22 protein-coding genes are annotated in these 20,214 nt (G+C 70.5%); 7 read left to right on the top strand and 15 right to left on the bottom strand.

Annotation, left to right across the window (positions count from 1 at the left end):
* The first annotated feature begins 24 nt into the window (after positions 1 to 24).
* Positions 25 to 1,119, top strand: coding sequence for a hypothetical protein (locus IPI43_32660; GenBank protein MBK7778813.1), 1,095 nt, complete (start codon positions 25 to 27; stop codon positions 1,117 to 1,119).
* 30 nt (positions 1,120 to 1,149) lie between these two features.
* Here the strand turns inward: IPI43_32660 and IPI43_32655 are convergent, their stop codons facing one another.
* Together IPI43_32655 and IPI43_32650 are read right to left on the bottom strand one after the other, a co-directional pair.
* On the bottom strand, positions 1,150 to 1,752 hold the full coding sequence (locus IPI43_32655) for a nucleotidyl transferase AbiEii/AbiGii toxin family protein (GenBank protein ID MBK7778812.1): 603 nt from the start codon (positions 1,750 to 1,752) through the stop codon (positions 1,150 to 1,152).
* Positions 1,745 to 1,933: a hypothetical protein gene (locus IPI43_32650; GenBank protein MBK7778811.1), complete on the bottom strand. Its 189-nt coding sequence runs from the start codon at positions 1,931 to 1,933 to the stop codon at positions 1,745 to 1,747. Before IPI43_32650 ends, IPI43_32655 begins: the two co-directional genes overlap by 8 nt.
* A 102-nt stretch (positions 1,934 to 2,035) precedes the next feature.
* On the opposite strand from IPI43_32650, the gene IPI43_32645 reads away from it, so the two are divergent.
* A complete protein-coding gene (locus IPI43_32645; GenBank protein ID MBK7778810.1) occupies positions 2,036 to 3,316 on the top strand; it encodes an ankyrin repeat domain-containing protein in 1,281 nt (426 codons plus the stop codon).
* Between the two features lie 25 nt (positions 3,317 to 3,341).
* On the opposite strand, the gene IPI43_32640 is transcribed toward IPI43_32645, so the two are convergent.
* Positions 3,342 to 4,703 (bottom strand): hypothetical protein, encoded by a 1,362-nt coding sequence (locus IPI43_32640; protein ID MBK7778809.1) that lies wholly within the window; start codon positions 4,701 to 4,703, stop codon positions 3,342 to 3,344.
* A gap of 170 nt (positions 4,704 to 4,873) precedes the next feature.
* On the opposite strand from IPI43_32640, the gene IPI43_32635 reads away from it, so the two are divergent.
* Together IPI43_32635 and IPI43_32630 are read left to right on the top strand one after the other, a co-directional pair.
* Entirely contained in the window at positions 4,874 to 6,505 is a 1,632-nt protein-coding gene (locus IPI43_32635) for a GMC family oxidoreductase N-terminal domain-containing protein (GenBank protein MBK7778808.1), read from the top strand.
* A 506-nt stretch (positions 6,506 to 7,011) separates the two neighbouring features.
* Positions 7,012 to 7,686, top strand: a complete 675-nt coding sequence (locus IPI43_32630) for a Fe2+-dependent dioxygenase (protein MBK7778807.1) — start codon at positions 7,012 to 7,014, stop codon at positions 7,684 to 7,686.
* A gap of 15 nt (positions 7,687 to 7,701) precedes the next feature.
* Here IPI43_32630 and IPI43_32625 read toward each other — a convergent pair whose 3' ends face one another.
* Both IPI43_32625 and IPI43_32620 read right to left on the bottom strand, forming a co-directional pair.
* Positions 7,702 to 8,262 (bottom strand): hypothetical protein, encoded by a 561-nt coding sequence (locus tag IPI43_32625; protein MBK7778806.1) that lies wholly within the window; start codon positions 8,260 to 8,262, stop codon positions 7,702 to 7,704.
* 2 nt (positions 8,263 to 8,264) lie between these two features.
* On the bottom strand, positions 8,265 to 8,771 hold the full coding sequence (locus IPI43_32620) for a collagen-like protein (protein MBK7778805.1): 507 nt from the start codon (positions 8,769 to 8,771) through the stop codon (positions 8,265 to 8,267).
* Positions 8,772 to 8,854: 83 nt separating this feature from the next.
* Between IPI43_32620 and IPI43_32615 the strand changes: the two genes are divergently transcribed.
* Positions 8,855 to 9,472 (top strand): DUF2378 family protein, encoded by a 618-nt coding sequence (locus IPI43_32615; GenBank protein ID MBK7778804.1) that lies wholly within the window; start codon positions 8,855 to 8,857, stop codon positions 9,470 to 9,472.
* Between the two features lie 26 nt (positions 9,473 to 9,498).
* Here the strand turns inward: IPI43_32615 and IPI43_32610 are convergent, their stop codons facing one another.
* The 9 genes from IPI43_32610 to clpB form a co-directional block, all read right to left on the bottom strand.
* Entirely contained in the window at positions 9,499 to 9,939 is a 441-nt protein-coding gene (locus IPI43_32610; GenBank protein ID MBK7778803.1) for a GNAT family N-acetyltransferase, read from the bottom strand.
* A gap of 40 nt (positions 9,940 to 9,979) precedes the next feature.
* Positions 9,980 to 11,380, bottom strand: coding sequence for a wax ester/triacylglycerol synthase family O-acyltransferase (locus IPI43_32605; GenBank protein MBK7778802.1), 1,401 nt, complete (start codon positions 11,378 to 11,380; stop codon positions 9,980 to 9,982).
* A gap of 67 nt (positions 11,381 to 11,447) precedes the next feature.
* Positions 11,448 to 12,533, bottom strand: coding sequence for a patatin-like phospholipase family protein (locus IPI43_32600; GenBank protein MBK7778801.1), 1,086 nt, complete (start codon positions 12,531 to 12,533; stop codon positions 11,448 to 11,450).
* Between the two features lie 3 nt (positions 12,534 to 12,536).
* The gene (locus IPI43_32595; protein MBK7778800.1) at positions 12,537 to 13,427 is read right to left on the bottom strand and encodes a CPBP family intramembrane metalloprotease; all 891 of its coding nucleotides are present in this window, start codon (positions 13,425 to 13,427) and stop codon (positions 12,537 to 12,539) included.
* Positions 13,424 to 13,888 (bottom strand): hypothetical protein, encoded by a 465-nt coding sequence (locus IPI43_32590; protein MBK7778799.1) that lies wholly within the window; start codon positions 13,886 to 13,888, stop codon positions 13,424 to 13,426. Before IPI43_32590 ends, IPI43_32595 begins: the two co-directional genes overlap by 4 nt.
* Before the next feature lie 27 nt (positions 13,889 to 13,915).
* The gene (locus IPI43_32585; GenBank protein ID MBK7778798.1) at positions 13,916 to 14,155 is read right to left on the bottom strand and encodes a hypothetical protein; all 240 of its coding nucleotides are present in this window, start codon (positions 14,153 to 14,155) and stop codon (positions 13,916 to 13,918) included.
* Positions 14,142 to 14,456 carry a hypothetical protein gene (locus tag IPI43_32580; protein ID MBK7778797.1) on the bottom strand — a complete coding sequence of 105 codons (315 nt, stop codon included), beginning with the start codon at positions 14,454 to 14,456 and terminating at the stop codon, positions 14,142 to 14,144. Before IPI43_32580 ends, IPI43_32585 begins: the two co-directional genes overlap by 14 nt.
* Positions 14,419 to 14,709 (bottom strand): hypothetical protein, encoded by a 291-nt coding sequence (locus IPI43_32575; GenBank protein MBK7778796.1) that lies wholly within the window; start codon positions 14,707 to 14,709, stop codon positions 14,419 to 14,421. Before IPI43_32575 ends, IPI43_32580 begins: the two co-directional genes overlap by 38 nt.
* Positions 14,710 to 14,841: 132 nt before the next feature.
* Positions 14,842 to 17,457: an ATP-dependent chaperone ClpB gene (gene clpB / locus IPI43_32570; GenBank protein ID MBK7778795.1), complete on the bottom strand. Its 2,616-nt coding sequence runs from the start codon at positions 17,455 to 17,457 to the stop codon at positions 14,842 to 14,844.
* Positions 17,458 to 17,625: 168 nt separating this feature from the next.
* Between clpB and IPI43_32565 the strand changes: the two genes are divergently transcribed.
* Positions 17,626 to 18,744, top strand: coding sequence for a site-2 protease family protein (locus IPI43_32565; GenBank protein ID MBK7778794.1), 1,119 nt, complete (start codon positions 17,626 to 17,628; stop codon positions 18,742 to 18,744).
* A 78-nt stretch (positions 18,745 to 18,822) separates the two neighbouring features.
* Here IPI43_32565 and IPI43_32560 read toward each other — a convergent pair whose 3' ends face one another.
* The gene (locus tag IPI43_32560; GenBank protein ID MBK7778793.1) at positions 18,823 to 19,755 is read right to left on the bottom strand and encodes an alpha/beta hydrolase; all 933 of its coding nucleotides are present in this window, start codon (positions 19,753 to 19,755) and stop codon (positions 18,823 to 18,825) included.
* A gap of 28 nt (positions 19,756 to 19,783) precedes the next feature.
* Between IPI43_32560 and IPI43_32555 the strand changes: the two genes are divergently transcribed.
* Positions 19,784 to 20,214 (top strand): hypothetical protein (locus IPI43_32555; GenBank protein ID MBK7778792.1); only part of this gene is annotated, 431 nt, incomplete at its 3' end.

Below are 20,214 nucleotides of genomic sequence, written 5' to 3'. Positions count from 1 at the left end.
GCGACGGTGTGGCAGACTGACGGCGTGAAGCTGACGGAGGGAAATCGGAGCTGGACCATCGCCATCGTGGCAGCGGTCGGCGCGTTGCTGCTCGTGACGGCGCGCGCACGAGCGCAGCCGCTGTCGCCCGCCCTCCTCGAGACTGAAGCCGAGGGCGTGGAGGTCGCGTTGACGCATCTCGAGGCCCGCTGCCGAGACGGGATCTACGGGGCGACCTGCGCGTTCGTGGCACGCTTCACGGTCGTCGCGCGGGGCGACGTCCCCGTCGATGCGGTGTTCTCATTCACCGAGATGCCGACCGTCGTGCGCCTGGATGGGGTGGAAGACGACGGTGAGCGGGCGGGGTACGAACTAGCCGTCGAGCTCTCGCCAGGCCAGCCTCGCCAAGTCGAGGTGGAGAGCGTGGCCTCGCAGAGTCACTTCCACGGGCGACCATGGAACGCAGACTGCTGGGGGAACGTGCACAGTGGGTGCCCTGGGGCGTTCGCGCGCCACGCCGTGGTCGGTCGGTACGCGACGCCACGATGGTATGGAGCGCCCTGGCTCTCGATCCGCGTCGAAGACGCTGCGGTTGCGGACCTGCCGCTGGTCATCGTGGTCACTCACCCCAGCTCGTGGCATTTGAGTGATGACCGTCCGGACGACGGCGTGGACTTCGAGCGAAGCCACGACGGTCGGACCACGCGCATCCACGTGCCCGTCGGCGGCCAGACGATCCACGCCGATCTGGCGGTCCGCACGAGCCGGCCCCGAAATCGTGGAGGCCCCTTCCTTGGGCTGGGACGTGTCGCCAGAGACCGCGCGTGGCTGCGCGGCGGCTATGAGCACCCGTTCGTCGTGGAGCCCACCATGGTGTCGCTCAGTGGCTTGGTCGAGACGGACGGACGCGAGGTGTTGGTGGTCGCCGTACTCGCGGAAGTCGCGACCTCCGCGGTCATCATTTTCCCGAGCCTCTCATTCGGAGTTGGGGTTCCTGTCCAGATCCTGCCCGAGCCTGCGGGCGGCTTCCGCGTGCAGATGTCCCTCCACCCGCGTCTGATCGGCCTCGAGGTCTCGGTGGACCGCTACCCGCGGCTCAAGGACACGCGGTGGGCGTGGACGTTCCGCGTGTCCATCTGAGACAGCCAGCGTCCAGCGCGTTCACCATCTCTAGGGGCCGAGCACCTCTCGCGCGCGTGCAAAGCAAGCCTCGAGCTTCTGGTGGAGGTCCTCGCCGCGTGAGTAGCCGCGCGCCGCGATGAGGTCGAGATTCGCTCGGAGCGCCGCCTCGTCGAAGTCGGGGTTGAACTCGATCAGTCGAATGATGTCGAGCTCGTCCAGGGGGCGCCGCTTGGCCGAGGCCAGCACCTTCATGGCCAGCAGCTCCTCGACGCGGGCGACCGGAACCGAGAGGCCAGGGGCGACCTCGAGCAGCGTGGCGCGCGCCACCGTCTCGTGCTCGATGCCGCTCGAAGCGAACAGCAGATCGCAGATGACGGCGGATGGTCCACGAAGTCTTGCGGTCGCCAGCCGTTGCTGCGTCTCGTGCTCCACCGTGGCGGTGACCACGTAGCCTTGGTCGCGGAGCGAGAAGATGAGCTGCTCGGCGTCCGCGTCGTCATGCACGGAAATGGCGAGGTCGACATCCCGCGTGAAGCGCACCTCGGAGCGAACGGTCACGGCGATGCCTCCCACCAGCGCGAACGCACGCCCGGTGCGCGTGAGCGACGTCACCGCATGCTGGAGCGCTCCGAGGGGCGTTGTTTCACTCACGCTGCAGCCACGCGTCCAGCTTCGCGTCGATCTCGGCTTCGCTCAGCGTTGGGAACTGACGCCGCAGGTTCCCGCGCTTCAGTGCGATGCCGTCGGCCATCACCTGCAGCGCCTCTAGCAGCCGCTCAGCGCTCGGCTGCCGCCGGTACCGCTCAATCTCTTCTGCGCGCAGGGGATCCATGCGGCAGAGCGTAGCGTTGTCGTCGCACGGGCCGCAACGTCGGCGGCGGGCATCCCGGATGCACCCTCTGCTCAGCGCGAGCCGCGCTACACTGCGCAACGCATGAAGGCACCGAAGGAGCGTGGTCGCGGGTTGGTGGAGGCGCTGGTCGCGATGCTGGCTTCGCCCGACTCGCCCATTGGGGAGGCCCAGCCGCTCGCGAGCGATGCGCTCCACGCCGCCGAGGTCGCCGCCGGCGTGGCGCTCTCGCCCACCATGCATGCGCTGCTGGCGCTCGACCACTCCTGGGTGGCGCACGAGCTGGGCTGGTTCCAGGGCGGCGCGCTCGCCGCGCGGCCGGCGGGAGAGGTGATCGAGGCCTGGGCAGGGGAGCTCTGGCCCGCCTATGCGGAGGCCATCGCGGCGCGGTTCCCGGGGCGCGTGCTGCCGCTGCAGCGCAGCAGTGACACGCTCAGCTTCGTGTACTTGGGCGATCCGGACGTCGAGGGCGAGTACCCGGTGCTGGAGCTCGACCAAGACGACGTGCCCGTCATGAGCGTGGACGCGCCCGGCTTCGACGTGTGGCTGGGCCGGCGTCTCGGGATGCTGGGGCCGCGCGCGTTCGCGGCGGAGCAGAAGGCCACGGCCAAGCGCCTCTGGAACCGCCAGACGGACCTCGACCTGAGCGACGTGCCGAAGCGCTTGCCCACGCCCGCGCCGGGGCCCGCGCCAGGCAGCGTGCAGCACGCGCCCGTGGTGCCGGCCGCGTCCGCGAAGAAGGCCAAGAAGCTGAGCGACGCGCAGCTGAGCAAGGCGCTGCTCGCGGCTGCCGAGCAAGGGGCCGTGCGCCGGCTCGCGGAGCTGATCGCCGATGCGTCCGCTCGCGGCCTCGGTCGTGAGCACTTGGACGCGGCGCTGTGCGTGGCCGCCCACCACGACCGGCCAGACGCGGTGACGCTGCTGCTGGACGCCGGCGCGAACGCCAACGCGAGGGACAGGTACGGGTCCGCCTTGGCTCGCTCCATGTGGTCCAGCGACGACCGCGTACAAGACCTACTGCTGGCGCGTGGCGCGAACCCCAACGGGCCCAGCGTCAACGGCGCGACGGTGCTGCACCTAGCGGTGGCGCGCGGACGCACATCGCTCGTGGCGAAGCTCCTCGCAGCCGGCGGCAGCACCTCGCGCCGCGACTCGTACGACCACACCCCGTTGCACACCGCAGTCACCGTCTCGCACCCCGACCCGCTGCCCCCGGTGGCCATCCTGGACCTGCTGCTCGCCGCCGGAGGCATCGTGGAGACCAAGGTCCCGCTGCTGGACTATGCGCGCGCGAACGCCACCGACGAGCACGTGCAGCGGGTTATCGCCGCCCAGGCGCAGCGAAAGGATCTGCCTCCGGCCTGAGTGCGTGTCAGTCTCTCGGCGAGCGTCAGTCCGGCTGGAACAGCACCGTCTGCGTGCGGTCCCCGTCGTAGAACTGGTGCGCTCGGTCGAACGTGACCGCCCCGAACGTGTTGAGCGCCACCGCGAACACCCCGACCACGATGAAGCGCTTGCCGAAGCGCCTCCCGCCGAGCGCCAGCATCACGAACAGCAGCGGTAGGTAGTCGAGCGCGAAGCGATACCCGAACTGCACCCAGCCGCTGTTCTGGTACATGAGGTTCACGATCACCACGGGGATGACCGCCCACGTGAGCGCCCGCAGCACGGGGCTTTGGCGCAGTGGCGAGAGCAGCAGCAGGAGCGCGGGCGTGGTCACCCACAGCGCGAGGCCGTGGCGGCTGATGATGAAGTGCGGCGGCTCGGCGGTGAGCCAGGGCAGCGACGAAGTGAACACCGCGAGGTTGCGGCCCACGTAGTGGTAGTTGAAGAGGCCCCACTTCTCGATGCGCCCGCGCCAGCTGATCTGCAGCAGCGAGTGGCCGAACTCGAAGGGGTCGTCGAAGCGCGCCTGGTTCATCCACATGGCCACGGCGCCGCACACCAAGATGGGCGCGCTGAACAGGGCCCCGAGGCGCAGCGCGCGCGGCCAGTCCAGGTTGCGCAAGCTGGCCAGTGCACCCGCCGGCGGGCTCTCACCGGCCTCGGTCGCGGCCCGCTCCCGCTGTGCCACGCGCACGATCTCGAGCGCCATCACGATGGCCAGGAGCGCCGTGGTGGGCCGCGTGAGGAAGCACAGCCCCAGCATGAGCCCGGCCAGCACGGGCCGGCGCGCGCCGAGGCCGAAGTGCACGTACAAGCACAGCAGCGTGGTGGCCACCACGTGCGCCGCGAACCACACGGTGCCCTGCACGGCCACGAAGAAGAACACGCTCCCGAACGCGAAGAGCAGCGTGAGCAGCAGGTCGTCGCGCAGCGAGCGCTCGCTCAGCCCGTCTTCGCGCAGGCGCCGCAGCGTGATGAACAGCAGCATGGGCCCGAGCCCCGCGATGAGCGCCCAGAAGAGCCTGTCTGGCGCGTCCACGCCCATCACCGCCACCAGCGGCGTCATCACTACGCCGGGGAAGGGCGGAAACGACACGTACCAGACGTAGCGGCCCGGCTCGGCGCCCGGGAAGAAGAAGCCCGGCGGGCAGGGGCCACGCAGCTGCGTGTCGTAGCAAGCCCAGTCGTTGGTGCCCGGCGGGCGACCGGGGAGCGACAAGCGCCCTTCTAGGAAACCCTCCGCCAAGTGCGCGTAGTGGTTGTCCGGCGACGTCTCGAGCAAGCGTGGCCCCAAGACGGCGCAGTACACCCCGGCGGTCAGCACGTAGAGGGCGAGCGGGATGCGGGCGCGTTGGAACCAGGTCACGAGGGCGCGGAGCATACACCGCGCGCGCCTCGCGCACCCTCTCTAGCCGCTACACCAAGCGTCGCACTCCGCCCGGAACGGTAAGGGTTGAGGGTGGGTGTGTACGTTGTATATTGCCGCCCACTGAGCGCGGCGCGCAGGACCTGCGCCGGCCAAGGAGACAGCACCGCATGCGTGAATTCGACTACATCGTCGTGGGATCCGGGTCGTCCGGGGCCGTCATCGCCGCCCGCCTCGCCGAGGACCCCAGCGTGAGCGTGCTGCTCCTGGAAGCCGGTGGCAGCGACCGCCAGAAGATGGTGCAAGTGCCCGGGATGATCTCCCTGTTGCATCAGGTGAAGGAGCTGAAGGAGAAGGTGGACTGGGGCGTGAAGGCCGAGCCCGCGCCCTTCATGAACGGCCGCAAGGTGCCGCAGACGCGCGGCAAGGTCGTGGGCGGCTGCAGCTCCGTGAACGGCATGCTCTACCTGCGCGGCAACAAGGCCAACTACGACAAGTGGGCCGAGATGGGCGCCGACGGCTGGGACTACGAGGGCGTGCTGCCCTACTACAAGTCCTTCGAGGACCACCCCGACGCGCCCAACACGTGGCACGGGCGCGGCGGCCCGGTGAAGATCGGCAAGCACGACGAGCGCGAGATCAGCCCCGTCTCGCGCGCCTTCATGGAGGCCGTCACCGACGTGACCGGCGTGCCGCGCACGGATGACTTCAACGGCAAGGAGCAGCACGGCCCCTCGCTCTTCCAGATGAACTGCCGTGACGGCCTGCGCTACGGCACCGGCGAGGCCTTCGTGCAGCCCGCGCTGAAGCGGCCCAACTTCACGCTCGAGACCGGCGCGCACGTGCGCAAGCTGGTGTTCGAGGGCAAGCACTGCGTGGGCGTGCGCTACCGCCAGGAGCGCGCGCTGCTCACCGCCCGCGCCAAGCGCGAGGTCATCTTGGCGGCGGGCGCCGTGGGCTCGCCGCACCTGCTCTTGCTGAGCGGCGTGGGCCCCGCAGCACACCTGCGCGAGCAGGGCATCGAGGTGGTGCACGAGCTGCCCGGCGTGGGCCAGAACCTGCACGACCACCTGTTCGTGCCCATGACCTTCCGCGCGCCCACCAGCGGGCATCGTGGCTCGCCGGGGCACTTCTTCGCCGGCATGTTCAAGGAGCTGGCGCTGGGCACCATGGGCCGCGGCGGCACCTGGTTCGGGCGCACGGTCTTCGAGTCGGGCGCGTTCCTCAAGAGCTCGCCGGACCAGCCCATCCCCGACATCCAGTTCCACACGCTGCCCTGGGGCTACCCCGACCCGAACCAGGACGGCCCGGACCGCCCGCACGTGGACGACGGCTACTGCTTCACCCTGATGCCCACGCTCATCTACCCGAAGAGCCGCGGCGAGGTGAAGCTGCGCACCAGCGACCCAGAGGGCACGCCCATCTTCGACCCGCACTACTTGGAGCACCCGGACGACATGAAGCTGCTGGTGACGGCCATGCGCCTGGGCCGCCAGATCATGAGCAGCCCCAAGATCCGCGGGCTGCTGGGCGACGAGCTGCAGCCCGGCACGCACGCCGCGAGCGACGAGGCGCTGGCCGACGAGGTGCGCCTGCGCGCCACCACCGTGTATCACCCCGTGGGCACCTGCCGCATGGGCTGGGACAAGGACACCGTGGTGGACCCGAAGTGCCGCGTGCACGGCGTGACGGGCCTGCGCGTCGCGGACGCGTCCATCATGCCGCAGATCACGGGCGGCAACACCAACGCGCCCTGCATCATGATCGGCGAGAAGGCCGCGGCCATCATCCGTCAGGGCTGAGGCCGCGGGCATCGCCGGGCCCGGCGAGCGCCGGCGCCACGTGGGCTCGTCGTCAGGTGGCGCGCAGCGTGGGACGCCGCCGGCCGCCTCCCCCCCCCCCCGCCTTCGGTGGGTGCGCAGGCCCGCCCTCTGGGGGGGCCCGCCCAGGGCCCGCGGCGGCGCCCTGCCCCCCCCCCCCCCCCCCCCCCCCCCCCCCCCCCCCCCCCCCCCCCCCCCCCCCCCCCCCCCCCCCCCCCCCCCCCCCCCCCCCCCCCCCCCCGGGGCGCCCCCCGCCCCCCCCCCCCCCCCCCCCCCCCCCCCCCCCCCCCCGCCCCCCCCCCCCCCCCCCCCCCCCCCCGCCCCCCCCCCCCCCCCGCCCCCCCCCCCCCCGGCCCCCCCCCCCGGGGGGGGCCCCGGGCCCCCCCCCCCCCCGGCGCCCCCCCCCCCCCCCCGCGGGCCCCCCCTGCCCGCACAGCCGGCACGCGAAGCGCTCGACCCCGGGCGCGCGTGCCGGCACCATGCGCGTCATGCTGCAGACCTTCCCCGACGTCATCACGCCCGAAGAGCACGAGGCGCTGCTCGCCATCGCGGGCCGCACCACCTTCGTCTCGGGCCTCGAGACCGCCAACAAGCGGCTGGCCGGCACCAAGCTGAACGAGCAGATGATGCTGGCCGACCCGGCCTGCGCCGACGTGGCCAAGATCGTGGGCGCAGCGCTCTCGCGGCACAGCGCGCTGCGGGCAGCCACCATTCCCCGCCAGGTGCACTCGCTGCGGCTGTCGCGCTACCGCGCCGGCATGCGGTACGGGAAGCACGTGGACGCGCCGCTCATGCAAGACGGCCCCATGGCCCTTCGCGCCGACCTGTCGTTCACGCTCTTCCTCAGCCAGCCCAAAGAGTACGAGGGCGGCGAGCTGTGCCTCGAGACGGGCAGCGGCGACGCACGCCTGAAGCTGCCCGCGCGGCACATGGTGGTGTACCCGACGGGCCAGCTGCACGAGGTGCGCGAGGTGACTCACGGCGAGCGGCTGGTGGTGCTGGGGTGGATCCAGAGCTTCGTGCGCGAGCAGTCCGCGCGCGAGACCCTCTGGGACCTGAGCGTGGCCATGGAGCTGGTGCACGCGTCGGAGGGCAAGAGCCGCGTCTACGACCTGCTCATCAAGAGCCACTCCAACTTGCTGCGCCGCTGGGCGGAGGTCTGAGCAGGAGCCCCGCCGTCAGCGCGTGCGGTCCGGCTCCAGCTTGAACGCCAGCGTCACGCGCAGCTCGGGGCAGTCCCGGCTGGGCGCGCGCGCCGAGTGCGACATGCGCAAGTCGAACAGCACCGCGCGGTTGGGCGCGATGGCGATGCCCGCGGCCACGTGGCCGGCTGGCGTGAAGAACAGGGTCTCCCCTTCCCAGGCGGGCTCCCATTTGGGCATGGGGTAGTACAGCAGGGTGAACGTGCCGGCGCGCAGGTCGTCGTAGTGCGGCCGCCCGCCGAGGCCGTACGTGTGCCCGTTGGCGTACTGCCGGGCCACCATCAGCGGGGCCCCCGCCAGGCGCTCACATTCGAGCTGCGCGTGCCGCCACAGGCGGTCCACCGCGTCCACGCCCTCGAGGTCCATCTTCCAGAACGGGCGGCTCGACTGCGCGTCGGTGGAGCGGTTCCCGAAGAACCAGCGCGGCGCCATGCAGGCCGCCCAGACGTCACGGTGCAGATCCTCGGGCGCGAGTTGCTCGAGGATCTGCAGCAGTCCGGGCTGGGTCTGCGGCTTGCCGTCGTTGCCCGCCGTCACGCTCAGGTGGGCGGGGTGAAGCAGATGACGGTCATGTTGATGGGCACGCCCACCTCGACACCCTCGGTGCCGAAGTTGAACTCCCACGAGGCCACGTCATCGACCTTGCGGTTGTCGGAGTTCAGGTAGAGCGCGTACTGGACCTGCGTTGCCGTGCTGTCCCAGTCTCCGCTGGCCATCGCGACGGCGCCCACCCCGGGGCAGGTGACCGTGCAAGTGAACGGGCCCACGACGGTGTCGCACGTGCCCACGAAGGCCGTGACGGGGGAGACGCCGGGGTCGCCCTGGATGCCGGGGTCGCCCTGAATGCCCGGATCACCCTGGAGGCCTGGCTCACCCTGGATGCCCTGCGGCCCGGTGGGGCCGGTGGGGCCAGCGGGGCCAGCCGGACCCGTTGCTCCAGCGTCCTCGCCACAGCCGACCCCCATCAGAGCCAGCATGATTCCCAGTAGTCGAAGTTGCTTCATCGTGTTCCTCGCAGGTGGTGCGCACAGGCTCGCGCCTCGCATGGGTACCACGAAGCGCCGTCTCCTCGCGCACGGTATTTTTCCAGCCAGTCTCCATCGTGGCACGCGTATGCTCCCGCTGGGACATGGCTGCTACCCACACCTTCCTCGTGACACCCACGTCGGTGCTGACCTCGAACCTGGACCTCGAGGCGCGCTTGGCCTCGGCGACCTCGCGCGACACCGTGAAGGGGATGTTCTATCGGCGGGTGGTGGAGGTGGCCAAGTACCTGGGCGTGACGGCCGAAGCGGCGCAGCTCCAGCATGCACAGCCGGGCGACCGCTACTCGGCCTTCGGCGACTACCCTGTGACCGACTACTTCCGCTGGGTGGCTGCCGTGGGGCGCGCACAGCACCCCCGCGTCGCGTTGCCGGAGGCCATGCGTCGGGTCTCCAGCCACGACTTCACGGAGTTCGCCGAGAGCCGCCTCGGGAGCGTGATGCTGGCCTTCACCGGGACAGCGAAGTCCACGCTCGGCAAGTCGGGTGCGTTCTACGCGCAGGTGCTGAAGGGCCCGCGCGTCGAGTCCGAGGAGACGCCCACGGGCGTGACCATCCGCTACCGCGACTATGCGGGCCCGGTCGAGTTCTATCCCATCGGCACCATCGAAGGGACCTGCAAACACTACCGCAGTGACTACAGCATCGAGGTGAGCGTGCTCAGTCCACGTGACGCGGACTACGTGGTTCGCCTGCCGCGCTGAGGGCCGAGCGGCACGGGGCCACGGGCTCAGAGCGGGCGCGTCAGCAGCTGGCGGTCCTGCCCGCGGAACCCGAGCCGCGCATACAGCGCATGGGCGCGCGGGTTGGTGTGGTCCACCTCGAGGTGCACGCGTGTGATCCCGAGCGCACAACACACCTCGGCGGCCGCTTCCAGCAGCAGCGTGCCCGTGCCCAGGCCTCGTGTGGCGGGCTCGACGTAGAGCTCGTCCACCAGCGCGTCCCGGCCGCGGTGCTCGATGCTGTATCCGAAGGTGAGCGTGAGGTATCCACTGATCTGCTGCTCGTGCTCGGCGATCAGCACCCTCCCCAGCGTCGGATCCGCGAGCAGGGCACCCATCACCCTGCGGACGTCCACTTGCTCCCATGGGAGCTTCTCGAACACCCAGAAGCGCTCCACCAGCGGCAGCAGGGTCGGCAGGTCAGCAGGGGTCGCCGGGCGAATCTCCATGCCCGCAGGATAGCAGCGGGCTGGCCGACGGCGCCCAACGTCAGGTCTGCTGCGCCGCCACGCACGCCTCCAGCTCTTCGAGCGCGCCGCGGGCATACAGCGCCAACCGCTGCATGTGGGGCACCGCGTCACGGTCCCCCGTGAACCCGAAGTTGAGCGTGTCGCCGTAGCTCACGGCCGTGATGTTGAGCGCGTAGCCGTGGAACGGGATGGACAGCGGGTAGTACGCATCCAGCCGGTGCCCGCGGAAGTAGAGGTGCTCGCGCGGGCCCGGGACATTGGACACCACGATGTTGAACGCGGGGCGCACGCGCTCGGCTGCACCCGGGATCTGCGAGAACAGCACGGGCGCGATGATCATGGCGCTGTACTGCAGGATGGCGTTCTGGGACAGCCCCGCCAGCTGCTCCTTGGCGCGGCGCGTGGACGCGGTGATGTTGTGGAAGCGCTCGAGCGGGTCGTCGAGGTCCGTGGCCAGCGTGGCCAGCACGGCGCCCACCGCGTTGCCGCCGCCAGGGTCGTCCTTCGGGCGCGTGTTCACGGGGATCATGGCCGTCATGGGCTCCGTCGGGAGCGCGCCCTGCTCGCTCAACAGGCGGCGCAGCGCGCCGGCACACAGCGCCAGGATCACGTCGTTCAGCGTGCCGTCGAGCGCCTGCGCCACGTCGCGCAAGCGCTTGGTCTCGAGCTGTTGCGTGGCGAAGCGGCGGTTGCGACCGATGGCGCGGTTGACCACCGAGCGCGGCGCCTCACGCGGCGCGATCAGGTCGCGGTCGTGACGCTGCCCTGCGCGGAACACGCGGCTGAGGGCGTTGGCCGCCGCACGCGTTCCGATGAGCTCTTCGCGCGCGCGCTCCAGCAGCACCGACAGGGTGGGCGCGGCCTCTTCGCCCTTGGGCGCGCGCGGAGGAACGCCACGCTCGAAGAACATGGGCGTGTCCAGTTCCTCCGGGTCGCTCGAGAGGCAGCGCGACAGCAGGCGCATGCCGGTGTAGCCGTCCACCAGCGAGTGGTGCACCTTGAAGTACAGCGCGAAGCGCCCGTTTCCGAGGCCCTCGATGAAGTGCACCTCCCACGGCGGCCGGTGGAAGTCGATGGAGTGGCTGTGCAGGCGCGACACCAGGATGCCCAGCTCGCGTTCCCCGCCGGGGCGCGGCAGGGCCGAGCGGCGCACGTGGTACTCCGCGTCGAAGTGCGTGTCCTCCACCCACGTCTGCAGTGGGCTGGCCAGCAGCTCCGGAAAGCGCAGCTTGAGGTTCCACGGGTGCGCGATGGTGGCGTCGCGCTTGATCTCGTCCATCAGCTCCACCAGGAAGTCCTCGCGTGCGCCCTTGGCCACCGGCGAGAACTGCAGCAGCGCGCCCACGTGCATCATCGACTCGCGCGTCTCGGCGGCGAGGAACGAGAGGTCCAGGGGTCCGAGGCGCTTCTGGTATGGCATGCGCGCATCGTCCGTGGTTCGGCGCGCGCGGGTCAAGCAACCTGAGCGGTGGCCGTCGTCGCGGCCCTCAGCTGGGGATGGTGCGCACGCGCCGGCCCGCCGCTTCGAGCGCCAGGCGCAGCGGGTGCCGCCCTTCGCGCAACGAGAGCGTGGTGCGCCGGTAGGCGTCCTCGAGGATCTCTCGGCGCGCCGCAAAGTTCATGGGCGAGTGCGTGAACATGGTGGTGTCGTCGCGGTCGGGCTCCACCAGGTGCAGCGCCACCCCGGGGTGCAGCGCGCGAAAGCGCTCGAGGCCCTGCAGCAGGCGCGCCTCGGCCACCATGCGCCAGCTCTGCGAGTACACCCACAGTAACCCGCGGTGGCGCAGGCGCTGCACGCGGTCGCTGTCGGGGCCCACCCGGATGGGCACCTGCGGGTTGATCACCAGGACGTGCTCACAGCCCAGGCGCGCCGCCACGTCCACGTGCCCCATCTCGCCCGCGTGGCTGCCGATGTAGTCGCGGCCCTCGTGCTCCACGGGCGCAAAGAGCACCGGCGCGGCACACGCAGCCACCACGGCGCGCGTCACGAAGATGGTCTCGTGCGGGGTCTCGCCGAACACCACGCGCGTGCCCGCGTCCAGGTCGTTGGCGATGATGCGCAAGGGCCGCTCGAACGCGTCCAGCGTGCTGGGGATGCCGCGGCGGTCCACCACGTCGTTCAGGAAGCGCTCGAAGGCGTCCATGGTCAGGACGCCGGCGGGGAGCGCGTCGAAGAAGCGGTCCACCTGGTTCCAGAGGTCCACGTCGAGGGGCCGGCGCGTGACGCTGCCGAAGAGCTTCTGGGTGGCCATCAACGTGGCCCCGAACGCGCGCCGCAGCTCCCGCTTCTCGATGCGCAGCAGGTGGTTGCGCTTCATGGGGAAGAGGTCGTCCGCCGGGTTGAGCAGCGCGCGGTAGAGGCGCTGCGCCGTGAAGCCGCCCGCCAGCCCCACGGCCAGCACGGCGCCCGTGCCCGCGCCCACGTAGGCGTCCAGCTCGGTGGCGCGGAAATCCTCGAGGCCATCTTCGAGCGCGGCCAGCACGCCCACGCTGTACATCGCGCCGGTGATGCCTCCGCCGAGGAGGGACAAGCCGAGCTTGGGCAATTGAGGAGCCGAGTCAGTGGCAGGCATGTGTCAGGGAGGGCCTTCGAGGCTGTGGTGCAGGGCACGGGCGGCGAGCAGGGCGCTCAACGTCGCGGCCAGCACGACGAGCGGGTGCAGATGGTAGCTCGCCTCGCCCAGCGTGTTGAGCCCTTCGATGCGCACGAGCCTCTCGGGCAGCAAGAGCGGCACGGCATTGTGCGCGGCGTGCGCCACCAGCGCCGGCACGATGGACCGTGCGCGCACCGTGAGCAGCCCGAGGCCCGCGCCCAACAACGCGGCGTAGAAGATGGCGACCGGCTCCACATGGGAGATGCCGAACAGCAGCGCCGAGATCAGCAGCGAGAACCACGGGTGCCCGTAGCGGCGCGTGAGTCCGGGGAACACCACGCCGCGGAAGAACACCTCTTCCGCGAGCGGTGCCAGCGCCACGAACGCGAGCACCGCGCCCACCCCTTGCTGCCACGTCATGGGCGTGAGCAGGCGCTGCTGCGCGATGGCGAGCGCGGGTGGTAGCGGGAACCACTCGCGCATGACGTTCACCAGTTCGGCGCCGGCCACGTGCACGCTCACGCCCAGCAGGGCCGCCCAGCCGAGCGCGCCGAGGGGCACGGCCACCAGGCCCACGCGGTCGCGCAGACGCAGCGTGCTCGGCCCCCGTAGCATCACGAGCAACGTGACCGTGCCCAACCCGAACGCCAGCGCGAGCCCGTGCACCAGCGCGTCGGCGTGGGCCGTTTCGAGCCCCGCCCCGAGTGGCCCGTTGGCGCGCCACGCGATAAGCGCGCCCGCCGCGTAGAACAGCGCGTGGGTGAGCGCGAAGCCCAGCGCCGTGAGCGCCACGGCAGCCGGCACGCTCAGCGCGGGAAGGGCTGCGTCATCGGGCACGTCGTCCGGTGGGGTGGGGGGCCGAGACACGCTCACTTGCGCGGGATACCAGCAAGTGCCGCCGCGGGAAAGCGGGCCCGCGCCACGTCGCTCACGATGTGGAAGTCTTGGGCGATGTTTCGGGCCGTCTCGTAGGCGCACCCCACGCGGCGAGCGACCTCGGCAGGTGTGGCGTCGGGGTCGGCATCGAGTGCGGTCCATACATCAGCGCGATGGTTGGCTCCGAACTGCACTCGCCGGAGGTAACCCGGGTGGCGCGCGGCGAGCTGGGTGGGGGTATCCACGTCCGCGCTCCGCGAGCGCAGCAGCTTCGCGTGGATCCTCAGCGGTGTTCCAGCGAAGCGTGGGTCCTCACCGACACGGGCTATCTGCATGGCTGTGATCTCCGGGTCTTCGAGCGTGACCGGTGGACCGGAGTACACGCGAGCCAGCGTCTGCCAGCGCTTGTCGCGTTGCCCGAGCCATGCGCCGACGGCAGCCCAGTATGCGCGTGCCACCGCGGCCAACTCGCTCCGGTCCACGAGTCAAAGCAACCGCGGCACGTTCACGTGTGTGTGGTGCACCTCGAGCCACGCGGTGACCACTCCGAGCGTGCGATAGCCCGTCGGCAACGAGTCCTCGACAGCCGAGACCAACGTGAGCTCTATGTCTGCGGGAACGCTCGAGCCTGCGGCCGTGGGACCGAGGCGCAGCCCAATTCCTCGGATGGCCTCGTCCAGCGCGTCGCCCGTCAGCAGATCCGGTGATGTCCTAGAGAACGACATCGTACCCAAGCCTCTTGGCAAGCCGCTCCAGCTGCTTCCTTGCCAATGGAATCCAGTGCTTGGCCCGTGACTCCGGATTGCCTTCGTACTCGGCCACGAACGGCCAAGCAGCCACCAACTCCTCCGCGCTGGGCCCGAGCGCCACGCAGTCGTCGAAGTCGGTGCCGCGATCAATTAGCGCCACGAGCTTGGTGCAGAGCAGATCTTGCGCTCCAAGGGTCTGGAGTTGGAGTGCCTTGCCCTGAAACACGTTTCGCAAGCGCTCACGCCACCCCATCGGAACGCAGCCTTCGATGGTCACGAAGTCGTGGGCCTTGCAGTTTGAACCAGTCGCGGTCGATTCCTCGCTGTTCAGCGAAGGCCTCGGCTGCTTCCCGCACGGCAGACGGAATGTCCGGGTCAAGGATGTCGCAGTCTTCTGTGGTCCGTTGAACCACGCCCAACAGCACGAGCGCAGAGCCGCCGATGATGACTCCGGTGAATTGGAGTCCACATGCGGCGAGCAACTCGTCGAACGCTGGGACTACCTCCGCTGGCTGCATCTCGATGGGCACGGGTACCATTATAAATAGTACCACGCGTGAATCAAGATCTCCCTCCCGGCAGGCTGCGGGACGGTCGATGGCGGCCGGTCACCGAGGACCCCGGGTCCTCTCGGATCCCGAGTCCTCGGTCTCACCTTGTGTTCAGGCCTGCGCCACCGGCGGGCTGCTCTTCCGCTCCCGTGGCGCGCCATCGCGCGCCTCGAACACCAGCCCACCGTCGCGAGCGTCCACGACCACCACCTGGCCGGGCTTGAAGCGCCCCGCCAGGATGGCCTCGGCCAGGCCGTTCTCGAGGTGCTTCTGGATGGCCCGCTTGAGGGGCCGCGCGCCGTAGGCCGGGTCGAAGCCCACGTTGCCCAGGAAGGTGCGCGCGCTGTCGCTGAGCTCGAGGTCCAGGTCGCGCTCCTTCAGGCGCCCCGCGAAGCGCTGCAGCTGGATGTCGATGATGTGGCCGATCTCCTGCTTGTCCAAACGGTGGAAGATGACCGTCTCGTCCAGGCGGTTGAGGAACTCCGGGCGGAAGGCCGCGCGCAGCTCGCGCGTGACCGCCTCGCGCATGGCGCTCTCGTCGGCGCCGTCGCCCGAGCTCTCGAGGATGTAGTGGCTGCCGATGTTGCTGGTCAGGATGATGACCACGTTCTTGAAGTCCACCGTGCGGCCTTGGCCGTCGGTCAGGCGGCCGTCGTCCAGCACCTGCAGCAGCACGTTCCACACGTCGGGGTGGGCCTTCTCCACCTCGTCGAAGAGCACCACGCTGTAGGGGCGCCGGCGCACGGGCTCGGTCAGCTGGCCGCCCTCTTCGTAGCCCACGTAGCCGGGAGGCGCGCCGATCAAGCGCGACACGGAATGTTTCTCCATGTACTCGCTCATGTCGAGGCGGATCATGGCGCGCTCGTCGTCGAACATGAACTCCGCCAGCGCGCGCGCCAGCTCGGTCTTGCCCACGCCCGTGGGGCCCAGGAACAAGAAGCTGCCGATGGGCCGGTTGGGCTCACCGAGGCCTGCCCGCGAGCGCCGCACCGCGTTGGACACCGCCACCACGGCCTCGTGCTGGCCCACCACGCGCTTGCCGAGCCGCTCTTCCATGTCCAGCAGCTTGGCCTTCTCGCTCTCCAGCATCTTGCTCACGGGCACCCCCGTCCAGCGCGACACCACGGCAGCGATGTGTTCCTCGGTGACCTCCTCCTCGAGGAAGCTCTGGTCCTTCTGCACGGCCTTCAGCTCGTCTTGGGCGGCCTTCACGGCCTTCTCGGCCGCGGGGATCTCACCGTACTGCAGGCGCGCCGCCAGGTCGAAGTCCGCCACGCGCTGGGCGCGCTCGAGGTCGATGCGCAGCTGCTCCACGTCCGCCTTCTTCTCGCGGATCTCGGTGATGGCCTCCTTCTCGCGAATCCACTGCGCGCGCATGGCGCTGCGCTGCTCGTTCAGGTCGGCCAGCTCGGACTCCAGCAGCTCGAGGCGCTTCTTGCTGGCGTCGTCCTTCTCCTTCTTGAGCGCCTGCCGCTCGATCTCCAGCTGCATGACCTTGCGCTGCACCTGGTCGATGGGGCCGGGCAGCGAGTCGATCTCCATCTTCAGCTTGGAAGCGGCCTCGTCGACCAGGTCGATGGCCTTGTCCGGCAGGAAGCGGTCGGTGATGTACCGGTTGCTGAGCATCGCCGCGGCCACGATGGCGCTGTCCTGGATGCGGATGCCGTGGTGCACCTCGTAGCGCTCCTTCAGCCCGCGCAAGATGCCGATGGTGTCGTTCACGCTCGGCTCGTTGGCGAACACGGGCTGGAAGCGCCGCGCCAGGGCCGCGTCCTTCTCGATGTGCTTGCGGTACTCGTTGAGCGTGGTGGCGCCGATGCAGCGCAGCTCACCGCGCGCCAAGGCGGGCTTGAGCATGTTGCTGGCGTCCATGGAGCCCTCGGCCGCGCCAGCGCCCACCAGGGTGTGGAGCTCATCGATGAACAGAATGATGGAGCCCTCGGCCCCCTCCAGCTCCTTGAGCACGGCCTTGAGGCGCTCCTCGAACTCGCCGCGGAACTTGGCGCCGGCGATGAGGGCGCCCAGGTCGAGCGCGCGCACCGACTTGTTCTTGAGCCCCTCGGGCACGTCACCCTGCGCGATGCGGTGGGCGATGCCCTCCACGATGGCGGTCTTGCCCACGCCCGGCTCGCCGATGATGACCGGGTTGTTCTTGGTGCGGCGGCTGAGCACCTGCAGCACGCGGCGGATCTCTTCGTCGCGCCCGATGACAGGGTCGATCTTGCCGGCGCGCGCCATGGCGGTGAGGTCGCGCGTGTACTTCTCGAGGACCTGGTACTTGCCCTCGGGGTCCGCGTCCGTGACCTTGGCGCTGCCGCGCACCTGGTCCACGGCGGCGCGCAGCGTCTTCTCGTTCACGGGCAGGAGCTTGGGCTCGAGCTTGGTGATGGCCAGCAGCACGTGCTCGGCCGACGTGTACTCGTCGCCGAACGACTCGGTCTGCTTCCAGCTCTCGGTCAGGATGTCGCGCACGCGCCGTGACAGGCTGGCCTCGTCGCCCCCCTGCACGGTGGGCTTGTTGCCGAGCGCCCGCGCGGCCTCGGCCGACACGGCCTTCGGGTCGCTGCCCGCCTTGGTCAGGACCGCGGCGGCCACGCCATCGGCGGGCGCCAGCAGGGCCACGAGGAAGTGCTCGGGGTAGACCTCGGGGTGGCCTCTGTCCGCAGCCAGCTGCTGCGCGGCGATGAGGGCTTCACGGGTCTTGGTGGTCAGGCGGTCGATTCGCATTCGTGTCTCCATCCACGGCGCGTGGCGCCGTGCCCAGTGTGTCGGGTCGCCCCATCTGTTGCGGGTCACCAACGCCGCGCGTCAGACAGGCGTCGCCAAGCTAAGCACCGTTACCCGGCGCGCAACGGGGCCACTCGCACGGGGCCGCCGCCGCGCTACAACGCCTGCGTGCCAGCCAAGTCTTGCAGCGCCTGTGGTGCCTCCTGGTCCCTCTACGACCGCGTCTGCGAGTGCGGGGCCCTGGTGCATGCCGAGCAGGTGGCCGAGCTGCGCACGCGGGCGCGCATCGGGCGCATGGCCAAGGACCCGGAGATGGCCATCGGGGCGCTGCGCCGCGCCGTCCAACTGGTGCCTGAAGACCACCCCGAGCACGCGCTGCTGGAGGCCGAGCTGAGCGCCCTGCTCACCGCGCCCGGGCAGCCTGCTGCTGGCGAAGCCACCGCGCGCCCCACCGACGAGAACGCCGACGAGCTGAGCCCCGGGCCCGACGCCTACGACCGCCACAAGGAGTCGAAGCTGCCCAAGTGGCTGGCGCCCCTGGGGGTGTTCGGGCTCATGCTCTGGAAGTTCAAGGGGGTGCTCCTGTTGATCCTGAGCAAGGGCAAGCTGCTGCTCATGGGCTTCACCAAGTGGAAGACCCTGCTGTCCATGCTGCTGGCCTTCGGCGCCTACTGGAGCATCTGGGGCTGGGCCTTCGCCGCCGGGTTCGTGCTCAGCATCTACGTGCACGAGATGGGGCACGTGTGGGCCCTGCGCCGCGCCGGCCTGGCCGCCAGCGCGCCCATGTTCATCCCCTTCGTGGGGGCCTTCGTGCGGCTCAAAGAGGCCCCGCGCTCCCCGATGGAAGACGCGCGCATCGGCCTCGGCGGCCCTTGGTGGGGCCTGGGCGCGGCGCTCGCTTGCCTGGGCGTCTACCAGCTGACGGGCTCGCCCATCTGGGCCGCGCTGGTGCACGTGGGAGCCTTCATCAACTTGTTCAACCTGATCCCCGTCTGGCAGCTGGACGGAGGCCGCGCCTTCGCGCCGCTCTCGCGTCCCGAGCGAATCGCCCTCTTCGTGCTGGTGCTAGCCGGCTTCGCCGTGGTGCGCGACGGGCTGCTGCTGTTCATTGCCGCCGGCGCGGCCTACCGCGTATGGAAGAACGATGGGACGCCCGAGGGCGACTTCCGCGGCGCGCTCGCCTTCGGCTTCGTGTTCACGGTGCTCACGCTCCTGATGCTGCTGCCCGTCCCGGGGGTGGAGGCGGGCGCCCGCGTCCCCGCCGTCGCGCCGATCATCGCGCCCTGAAGACGCTCCCCCCACGTGGACGTTGACCTGAGCGTTGTCGGCGACGGCGACGGCGACGGAAGCACCTTCAAACGACGGCTACTCCGCCGGCTGCCCGGCCACCCGGCTCACCGGCCGGCTCGGCATGAACGGCACCAGCGTGTCGAACACCCGGCCAGCGTCCACGTACCCCGCCAGGTGGCCGCCGCCGCGCAGGATGGTGAGCGCGCTGTTGGGCACCAGGCCCGCCTGATGGTGCCCGTGCGACTCGGGCACGATGCCGTCGGCGTCGCCCTGGAAGAAGTGCACCGGCACTCGGATGTGCTCGAGGCGGAAGCCCCAGTCCCGTGAGAACAGCCGCGCGTCGTGCATGGGCGCCGTGAGGCCGTCGCCCATGACGTGGATCAAGTCACCGGCCAGCACCTGCATGAACAGCGGGTCGCGCAGGATGGGCCGGTCGGCCTTGGGCGCGACGAGCGCAAACGCGCGCACGGCCTTCTCGGCGTGGGGCACCACCGGCGCGAGCAGCCCCGGAAGCCGCTTGCCCATGGGCTCGGCGATGAGCGCGAGCGCCGGGCCGAGCGCACGCAGGGCACGTGTGTAGGAACGCACGGCGTCGGGCCCTGCGGTGGGGCCGATGCCACCCACCACGGCCGCGGCCACCACTCGGTCCGGCAGGTCGTGGGCGCAGGCCAGCGTGTAGGGGCCACCGCCCGAGAGCCCCGCCACCGCGAAGCGCTCGAAGCCCAGCTTGTCGGCCAGCGCGCGCACATCGGTGGCAAAGTCGCGCACGTGCCCGTAGCGGTGGGGCGTGGACCAGCCGGTACCCGGGCGCTCCACGCCGAACAAGCGGATGCCACGCGCCGCAGCTGAGGCTGGGCCATCTGGCGGCACCTGCAGGCGACCGCCCGGCGTGCCGTGGAACCACAGCACCGGGAAGCCGTTGGGGTCTCCGAATTCGGCGGCGCCCAGCGTGCGGCCACGGCCGATGGAGACGCGGTGTTCGTGGAGCGGGCGGTGCGGACTGCGCATGAGCGGGAGTGTGCGCTATACCCCCGCCATGCGTCGCGAACGATTCGGTTCCTTGGATGTGGTCTTGGCTGGCGGCACCGACCGACTCGGTGGCGGTGACGGCCCGCTGGTGGTGCTCATGCACGGCTTCGGCGCGTCGGGCGACGACCTGGTAGGCCTCTACCGCGCCTTCGATGTGCCGCGCGAGGTGCGCTTCGCCTTCCCCGCGGCGCCGCACGCGCTGCCGGGCATGTACGGCGCGCGCGCCTGGTGGGAGATCGACATGGCGTCCATCGAGCGCGCGTTCGCCAGCGGGCAGCCACGCGACCTCACGGGCGACCTTCCGCCCGGGCTCACCTCCGCCCACGACGTGGTGGTGGAGATGCTGGACGCACTACAAGCCTCGCTCGGCGTGACCGACGCGCGCACCGTGCTGGGCGGTTTCTCGCAGGGCTCCATGCTGGCGTGTGACGTGACGCT

The organism is Sandaracinaceae bacterium (assembly GCA_016706685.1).
Lineage (GTDB): Bacteria > Myxococcota_A > Polyangia > Polyangiales > Houyiibacteriaceae > JADJJE01.
Note: the sequence above shows the minus strand (reverse complement) of the source record. Positions and strands in the feature narration are given on the sequence as shown.